The organism is Achromobacter deleyi, from assembly GCF_902859705.1.
Lineage (GTDB): Bacteria > Pseudomonadota > Gammaproteobacteria > Burkholderiales > Burkholderiaceae_B > Achromobacter > Achromobacter deleyi.
The window spans coordinates 58,298-65,928 of the sequence record NZ_CADIJO010000028.1 but is presented as its reverse complement, the minus strand read 5'-3'; the positions used below and the strand labels follow the sequence as shown (position 1 = coordinate 65,928).

General features: G+C 65.9%; 9 protein-coding genes and 1 rRNA gene. 4 read left to right on the top strand and 6 right to left on the bottom strand.

The features are described 5' to 3' along the window. Positions 1–7: 7 nt before the first annotated feature. Positions 8–120, top strand: a 5S ribosomal RNA gene (gene rrf / locus HV798_RS27160). 157 nt (positions 121–277) lie between these two features. Here the strand turns inward: rrf and HV798_RS27155 are convergent. Continuing rightward, positions 278–1,033: an aldolase gene (locus HV798_RS27155; RefSeq protein WP_175196407.1), complete on the bottom strand. Its 756-nt coding sequence runs from the start codon at positions 1,031–1,033 to the stop codon at positions 278–280. A gap of 200 nt (positions 1,034–1,233) precedes the next feature. Between HV798_RS27155 and HV798_RS27150 the strand changes: the two genes are divergently transcribed. After that, on the top strand, positions 1,234–1,551 hold the full coding sequence (locus tag HV798_RS27150; RefSeq protein WP_175196405.1) for a hypothetical protein: 318 nt from the start codon (positions 1,234–1,236) through the stop codon (positions 1,549–1,551). Here HV798_RS27150 and HV798_RS27145 read toward each other — a convergent pair. Continuing rightward, positions 1,502–2,212, bottom strand: a complete 711-nt coding sequence (locus tag HV798_RS27145) for a haloacid dehalogenase type II (protein WP_175196403.1) — start codon at positions 2,210–2,212, stop codon at positions 1,502–1,504. The two genes, HV798_RS27150 and HV798_RS27145, sit on opposite strands and share 50 nt — an antisense overlap. A 316-nt stretch (positions 2,213–2,528) precedes the next feature. Between HV798_RS27145 and HV798_RS27140 the strand changes: the two genes are divergently transcribed. Next, positions 2,529–3,413, top strand: coding sequence for a LysR substrate-binding domain-containing protein (locus HV798_RS27140; protein ID WP_175196401.1), 885 nt, complete (start codon positions 2,529–2,531; stop codon positions 3,411–3,413). Between the two features lie 190 nt (positions 3,414–3,603). Here HV798_RS27140 and HV798_RS27135 read toward each other — a convergent pair whose 3' ends face one another. The 3 genes from HV798_RS27135 to HV798_RS27125 form a co-directional block, all read right to left on the bottom strand. Beyond that, positions 3,604–3,993, bottom strand: coding sequence for a YchJ family protein (locus HV798_RS27135; RefSeq protein WP_175196399.1), 390 nt, complete (start codon positions 3,991–3,993; stop codon positions 3,604–3,606). A gap of 6 nt (positions 3,994–3,999) precedes the next feature. Continuing rightward, positions 4,000–4,272 carry a GNAT family N-acetyltransferase gene (locus HV798_RS27130; protein WP_025135608.1) on the bottom strand — a complete coding sequence of 91 codons (273 nt, stop codon included), beginning with the start codon at positions 4,270–4,272 and terminating at the stop codon, positions 4,000–4,002. A gap of 148 nt (positions 4,273–4,420) precedes the next feature. Further along, positions 4,421–5,365, bottom strand: coding sequence for a 3-hydroxyacyl-CoA dehydrogenase NAD-binding domain-containing protein (locus HV798_RS27125; protein WP_175196397.1), 945 nt, complete (start codon positions 5,363–5,365; stop codon positions 4,421–4,423). A 113-nt stretch (positions 5,366–5,478) separates the two neighbouring features. Between HV798_RS27125 and HV798_RS27120 the strand changes: the two genes are divergently transcribed. Further along, a complete protein-coding gene (locus HV798_RS27120) occupies positions 5,479–6,129 on the top strand; it encodes a hypothetical protein (protein ID WP_175196395.1) in 651 nt (216 codons plus the stop codon). 69 nt (positions 6,130–6,198) lie between these two features. On the opposite strand, the gene HV798_RS27115 is transcribed toward HV798_RS27120, so the two are convergent. Next, positions 6,199–7,611, bottom strand: a complete 1,413-nt coding sequence (locus HV798_RS27115) for an MFS transporter (protein WP_175196393.1) — start codon at positions 7,609–7,611, stop codon at positions 6,199–6,201. Between the last annotated feature and the right edge of the window lie 20 nt (positions 7,612–7,631).

Sequence of the window (7,631 nt, the reverse complement as noted above, 5' to 3'; positions counted from 1 at the left end):
AGTTACGCCTGACGACCATAGCAAGGTGGTACCACTCCTTCCCATCCCGAACAGGACAGTGAAACGCCTTTGCGCCGATGATAGTGGACGGACGTCTGTGAAAGTAGGTCAGCGTCAGGCAGTTATTCAAGAGAAAACCCCACAGGCTTGCGCCTGTGGGGTTTTTGTTTTGGGCGGTAGTGGACGCGTCAATGCGATCCCGCCTCTATTGGATTTTGTTGGATCGATTTGATGCGATTTCGCACCTGGTGACGTCAACGCGATCCCGGAAGTCGAATCAACGCGAGCCCGTATCCGGAAGTTGGCGTCGCAGGGCGATGAAGAACAGTTCGGATTGCAGGCGTTCGCTTTGGATCTGTGCGGCGACCTTGGCGGCGATGGCGGGATCTGCGGGCGCCAAGGGGCGGCCGGTGGACTGGGCCAGGACCTGGGCGTTGCAGGCGCGCTCGAGGAAGAAAAGATCGTCGTAGGCGTAGTCCAGCCGTTCGCCGCAGACGACGACGCCGTGATTGCCCAGGAAGGCGATGTCGGCGCCCTGCATGGCGTGGGCGATGCGTTCGCCCTCGCTGGCGTCCAGGGCCAGGCCGTTGTAGTCGGCATCGACGGCGATGCGGCCATGAAAGCGCATAGCGTTCTGGGATAGCGTGGTGTCGAGCGTGCGATCGGCCGTGAGCGTCAGGGCCGTGGCGTAGGGCATATGCGTGTGCAGCACACAGGCCTTGCCGGCAATCCGGTGAATGGCGGCGTGGATGAACATGGCCGTCGGTTCGACCTCGTGGCGTCCCGCCAGCTTCTGGCCATGCGCGTCGACCAGCACGATGTCGTCGGCCTGGACTTCGTTCCACATCAGGCCACGGGGATTCAAGAGGAAATGGTCGGGATCACCGGGCAGCGCGACGCTGAAATGGTTGCACACGCCTTCGCCGAGCCCATGGGAGGCGGCGGCACGCAGCGCCAGGGCCAGGTCGGCGCGCAAGGCGGCGACATGTTCGGCATGAAAGAGCGCGTCGGGGAAGTGAGGATCTTTGTTCATAGGGCTACCCAGCGTGGATGTCCAGGTTGACGGTTGGAATAGGGCGAATGGATCGATGACCGTAACGGATTGGCATTGCCCTGCCAAGAGGAGCGACGGCCGACCGAAAGGCAGTGCAGGCTTTAGGATTTGCAAACCTGGCAGAAAATATATCTGCCGTATCTCTGATTGCTCAGCCTATATGCTGCCTGGAATGCTGCGTGACAGCCAGTCTCAAAGCTGAACTCAACGCAGAGCTCAAAGCCGAGCTCAAAGCCAAGCTCAAAGCCAAGCTCAAAGCCAAGCTCAGCGCCAGGCTTGAAGCCAAGCTCAAAGCCAAGCTCAAAGCCAAGCTCAGCGCCAGGCTTGAAGCCAAGCTCGAAGCCAGGATTGAAGCCAAGCTCGAGGCCAGGTTCAGCGCCAAGCTTAAATGCAGCCTCAAGTCCTGGTTCAAGTGCAGCCTCAAAGGCTGCCCTGCCGTCACCCGCTTTATAGCCAGCCTGCCTGTCGGAACAGATCGGGAACCTTGTCCAAGGTAGAGACGGTGGCGTCGGGACGGTAGTCCGGCAAGGGTTGGCGGCCGGTGCCGCGGTCGATCCAGACACAGCGAAAGCCGATGTCGCGGGCCGCCGCGTGATCCAGGTGCGGGCTGGCGCAGATGTGCACGACCTCGTCGGGGGTGACGCCCAGGCTGTCGTGGGCGTGGGCGAAGATCTTGCGTGATGGCTTGTAGGCGCCGGCTTGTTCGGCGGTGATGACGCGGTCGATGTGGCCGCCCAGCTGTGCGACGTTGCCGGCGATGATGGCGTCGTCGGTGTTGGAAATGATGCAGAGCTTGAAACCGGCTTGTTTCAGGACCGCCAGCGTGTCGACGACCTCGGGAAACGGGGGCATCGCGGAGATGCTGCCGGTGAGCAGGCTGGCGTCTTCGGGGCGGTAGGACAGTTGCAGGTCATGCATGGTCAGCCGCAGGGATTCCCGGGTGACGTCGGCGAAGCTCATGTGGGGCGGCGTGCGTTCGAGCCGGTGCTCATGTTCGTCGTAGACGCTGAGGAATTGGGCTGGTGTGGGCGTGTGTGCTTGTTGGCCGCCGGCCAGGATGCGGGCTACCGCAGCCTGCAGGCCTTCGTCCCATTGGATCAGGGTGCCATAGCAGTCGAAGGTAAGCCATTGCGGGCGGGGGAGGTGGTCCAGAGGCATGAGAAGTCCTTCTGCTAAAAGCGGTTGGAGAATTCGTACCAGCTTAGAGTGGCTCGCCGTGAGATGTAAAATTAATAATAAAACTCTTGTTAGTGGTTAAATAGATATCGGAGGGCAGCGTCCAACGGTTTCGATCCCGACACCGAACGTGCTTCTGGATTCTGAAGTGGGCGGACACGTGAGACGCGCGGGCGCAGGCTGAGGCCGGCAGCGCCGAGCCTGGCCGAACCGAGTCTGGCCCTAGACCGAGTCCGAACAGCTCCTGGCGCTCAGACTTTCCGCACTTCAACCCCATAGACGGATTACGGATCCCCTCATGCTCGATTTCGAACTTCTCAGGACACTCGTCTGCGTAGTGGATGAGGGCAGCTTTACGCGGGCGGCCGGCAGGGTGCATCGTACGCAATCGACCGTCAGCCAGCAGGTGCGCAAGCTGGAGCAGACGGTGGGCAAGACTCTGCTGCTGCGCGATCGTACCGGCAACCAGGTGGCGGCGACCGAGGATGGCGAGCTGATGCTGGCCTATGCGCGCAAGCTGCTGGCGATGGCGGATGAGGCCGAACTGGTGTTGTCGGCGCCTCGACGGGCGCAGGTCATCCGGTTGGGCGTACCGGAAGATTTTGATGTGTCGCGGCTGACGACGTTGCTGGCGGGATTTGCCGCCAGCCATCCGGATATACGCCTGGAGACGGGTAGCGGCATGAGCACCGACCTGAAGGCCAGGCTGGCCGCGGGCGAGCTGGACTTGGCGTTGATCAAACGCGAACCGGGCGACGGCGCGAGCCTGGCAGCCTGGCCGGAACGGTTGGTGTGGGTGGGCGACAAGCGCTTGTTGCAGGGGCAGGATGCCGTGCCGCTGGTGTTGTTTCCGCAGGGCTGCATCTATCGCAAGCGCATGGTCTACGCACTGGAAAGTGCGGGGCGGCCATGGCGCGCGGCCTATCACAGCCAAAGCCTGGCGGGCGTGCAGGCGGCGGTGGCGGCGGGGTTGGGCGTGTCGTTGTTGCCCGCCTTTGCCTGTTTGCCCGAACACGGGGTGCTGGGCGTGGAGCAGGGCTTGGCCGAGGCGCCACCGACGGAATTGGCGATCGTGGGCGATCTGCGGGCCGCGTCGGAGGCGCAGGCCAGCTTGGTGGCGGTATTGAAGGAGGCGGTGGGCGCGGATGTGGCGCCGCCGCCGCGGCGACTGGTGTCCGCTTAGGCGTTGTCGGCGTCGGGTCAACGCCCGGCGTCAGCTCGGGGCGTGATCGACGTGGAACCCGCGCTCGGTATCCGTTTGGGGCGTGATCGACGTGCAACCCGTGCGCGGTATCAGCTTGGATCTTGGTTGACCTGGAATCCGCGCCAGGTATCTGCCTGGATCACTGTCGACGCCGTACTCGCGACCGGCGTCAACTCAGGTCGCCATCGACGTAATACCAGCGTCCGGACTCGCGTACGAAACGGCTGACCTCATGCAGGCGGCTGGCGCGTCCGGCCAGGCGGCTGCGGGCGACGAATTCGACGGTGGCGTGGTCGGTGTCCTGATCGCGGGCTTGCTTGACCGTCAGTCCCAGCCATTTCAAACCAGGCGGGTTCGGTTCGAGGGAGGCCGGACGGGTGCTGGGATGCCAGGTCTCCAGTAGATAGGGCAGCTTGTCCAGGACGAAGGCGCTATAGCGCGAACGCATCAGGTCTTGCGCGGTCGGGGCCTGCAAGGCTTGCGGGCCTTCGTGCCAGCGGCCGCAGCAAGCGGCATAGGATTTCGCGGAGCCACAGGGGCAGGCGGCGGGATGGAGCATCGGTTGCTAGGCCAGCAGGTCGTTGTATTCAGGATGGCGGCGCATGTAGACGGCGGCGTAGGAGCAGCTGGGGCGCACTTTCAAGCCCTGGGCGCGGGCGCTGTCGAGCGCGACGCGGGTGAGTTCGGCGGCGATGCCGCGGCCGCCGACTTCGCTGGGAACGCCCGTGTGGGTGATGGTCATCACGCCGTCTTGCAGATGGTAATCCAGCACGCACAGCACACCGTCGACGGTGGCCGTGTAGCGGGAATGCGCGGTGTCGTGGGTCACGGAAATCATGGGGAAGAATCCTGTGCTTGAGGGGCCAGCGTGGCCGGATGATTCATAGAATACCAGCGGCGCGCTGCGCTTCCGTTCGCGTGCCGGCACGCGAACGGAAGCGCAAACTGAAGCACATCGGTGATGCGAGGGCTTGCTGCATGACCGCTCAGCGCTGCAGGACCTTGAGCAGCGCAGTCAGTTGCGCGTCACGGGTCTGAACCAGGTCGGCGATGCTGTTTGAGCCGGCTTCGGCGTTGACGCCTTCGATCAGGCGGCGTTGCAGTTCGGGGGTGACGTCCGGGCTACCCAGGTCGTCCCACCAGGTCTGCACGGGGCCGAGCAGGTGGTCCATGAAGTGCGCCAGGCCGCCGGCACCGCCGCCCAGGTTGAAGGTCATGTGCGGGCCGAACAGGGCCCAGCGCAATCCCGGGCCTTGCGAGACGGCGGCATCGATGTCGGCGACGCTGGCGACGTTGTCGGCGGCCAGGTGGATGGCCTCGCGCCACAGGGCGGCTTGCAGGCGGTTGGCGATGTGGCCGGGCACTTCCTTGTTCAGGCGGATGGGGTGCTTGCCCAGTTGGCGGTAGAAGGCGATGCAGCGGTCGATGGTGTCGGCCGAGGTCTGTTCGCCGCCCACGACTTCGACGAGCGGGATGAGATGGGGCGGATTGAAGGGGTGGCCGATGACGAAGCGCCCGGCGTGGCGGCAACGCGCTTGCAGGCGGGTCATGATGAGGCCCGATGAGCTGGATGCGACGATGACGTGAGGCGGCAGGATGGCGTCGATGCGGGCGAACAGGTCGGTCTTGAAGTCTTCGCGTTCGGGCGCGTTTTCCTGGACGAAGTCGACGCCTTGCAGGGCGGTGGCCAGATCGGGTTCGAAGCGCAACGCGTCGGGATTGGCACCGGGGGAAACGCGGCCGAGTTCGCTCAGCACGGGCCAGGCGGCGGCGACGCGGGCGCGTGTCTGGGATTCGGCGTCGGCGGCGGGGTCGCTGACCACGACGTCCAGGCCGTGCGCAAGGAACAGCGCGGCCCAGCTGGCGCCGATGGTGCCCGCGCCGACGATGGCGACGCGGCGGATGGCGGGATGAGAGGACGAGTCGGTCATGCGGCGCTCCGGAAGCAGGTCGGGGAAGGGCCATTGTGAAGCAAACGCGGCGGTGTTGCCACGCGGCGCGGCGGGCGGCAAGATGGGGCTCCTGACATGGACTGGAGCGGGGGATGGACGATTCTCGATCGGGCGGGCAGCCTGCGGTGCCTTACTTTTGCCAGTGGGAATCCGCGCATCTGGCGGGCGAGATCATCCGCAAGACGATGCGCCTGGAGGAAGACCCCGCGTGGCGCGGCTCAGGGGCGAACAGTGTGGAGGAATATGCGCGCTGGGCCAGCCACGTCTGCGGCATGGCCTGCCTGAAGATGGTGCTGGCCGCGCGTACCGGCAAGGTTCATCCGACGCTGGAACTGGCGCGCCGCAGCCTGCCTTATGGCGCGTATACGGATGTGGATGGCCATATCAAGGGGCTGATCTACGCGCCGTTCGTGCGTTTCGTGGCGCAAGACTTCGGCCTGGAGGCCGACGTGCGGGTGGGCGTGCGCGCCGCGGAACTGCCGGCGCTGATGGCGGGGGCCGAGTACTTCATGGCCTCGGTGCATCCGTGGATACGCTGGCCTGAGCGCGAACCGCCGGCCAAGGGCGGGCACCTGGTGCTGGTGACGCGCGCCACGGCGGATGGCGTGACCTTTCACAATCCGTCCGGCGAACCCGGTGTGCAGGCGGATGCCACGGTGCCGCTGCACGTGTTCGATACGTTTTTCGCGGGCCGGGGCGTGGCGATCCTGCCGCAAGGCGGTCGACCGGGGCAGGACGCCTGACGCGCGGCCGCGCACGGAGAACCGATCCGAGCCGCAACGCAATCAGGCGCAACGCGTGGCTGCCGCCAATCAGGCGTTGCGGGCGCGGCGCAGATGCGTCCAGACCAGCATCGCGGCTACCAGATAGGCGACGGCGATGATGCTGTAGGCGGCGGGCAGGCTGGCGTGCCAGTCGGGCAAGAGATGCAGCACGGTGCCCATGAGCGCCACGCCGACCAGGGCGCCTGATTGGCGGTTGGCGTTCAAGGCGGCCGCGGCGCTGTTGGCATGGTGCTTGCCGGACACCTGCATGACGACGCTGGTCATCGCCGGGACGGCGATGCCCACGCCCAGGTTGGCCAGGGCGACCACGATGGCAAAGGGCCAGTAGGCAATGTCCGGCGAAAACGCGGCCAGGCCGACTGCGCTCATGAGGGTGGCCAGCGAGATACCGCCCAGCAGCGAGGCCGACACGTTCCAGCGCGCGGACACGCGGCCCGAGATCAGGTTGCCGATCGAGAACACGGCCAGCATGGGCACGAGCTGGATGCCGGTCTGCAAGGCGTCGGCGCCGCGGGCGTGTTGCAGGAACAGGCTCAGCAGGAACAACTGGCCGTACGACGCAAGGTTGATCAGGAAGCCGACGCCGTTGGCCGCGGCGAATTGCGAGGTCTGGAACAGGGCGCGCGGGATGATCGGTTCGGCGTGGCGCCGTTCGCGGCGCACCAGCAGGGCGGTGGCCGCGGCGCACAGGGCAACGGCGGCCAGGATGGGCGTCGACGACCAGCCGTAGGCGTTGCCCTGGATCAGCACGAAGCACAGCGAGGACAAGGCGATGACGCCCAGCAGATGGCTGAGCGGATTGAGCGCGCGCGGCCGGCGCGGGGCGGCCTGGATGCGGCGCCGGGCCAGCCACAGGCCGGCGAGGCCCAGCGGCAGGTTGATGAGGAAGATGCCGCGCCAGCCGAACTGGTGGATCAGCACGCCGCCGAGCAGAGGGCCGGCCGCGCCCGCGACGGCCACGATGGCCGACCAGGCGGCCAGCATGCGGTTGCGCACGTGTTCGTCTTCGTAGGCATGGGTCAGCAGGCTGAGCGAGCTGGGCATGAACAGCGCCGCGCCCAGGCCTTGCAACATGCGGGCGGCGATGAGCAGGTCGCCGTTGGGGGCGATGCCACAGAGCAGCGAGGCCAGCGTGAAGACGCCCAGGCCGGCCAGGTAGATGGTCTTGGCGCCGTAGCGGTCGGCCAGCGCGCCGGCCACGAGCAAGAGGGCGGCGAAGGTCAGGGTGTAGCCGTCGACGATCCAGACCAGGTCGGTAAGCGGCACGGTGAATTGCAGCGCGATGCTGGGCAGGGCGACGTTGACGACGGTGACGTCCAGCATGGCCATGACGAAGCCGATGGCCAGGGTGACCAGGGGCAACAGGCCCGTGGTGGTGGGCCGCAGAGCGGGCTCCGCGACGGCGGGAGTGACAGGGGCGGTGGGGCAGGCGGTGCGCATTGCAGACATTCCGGGGGGAC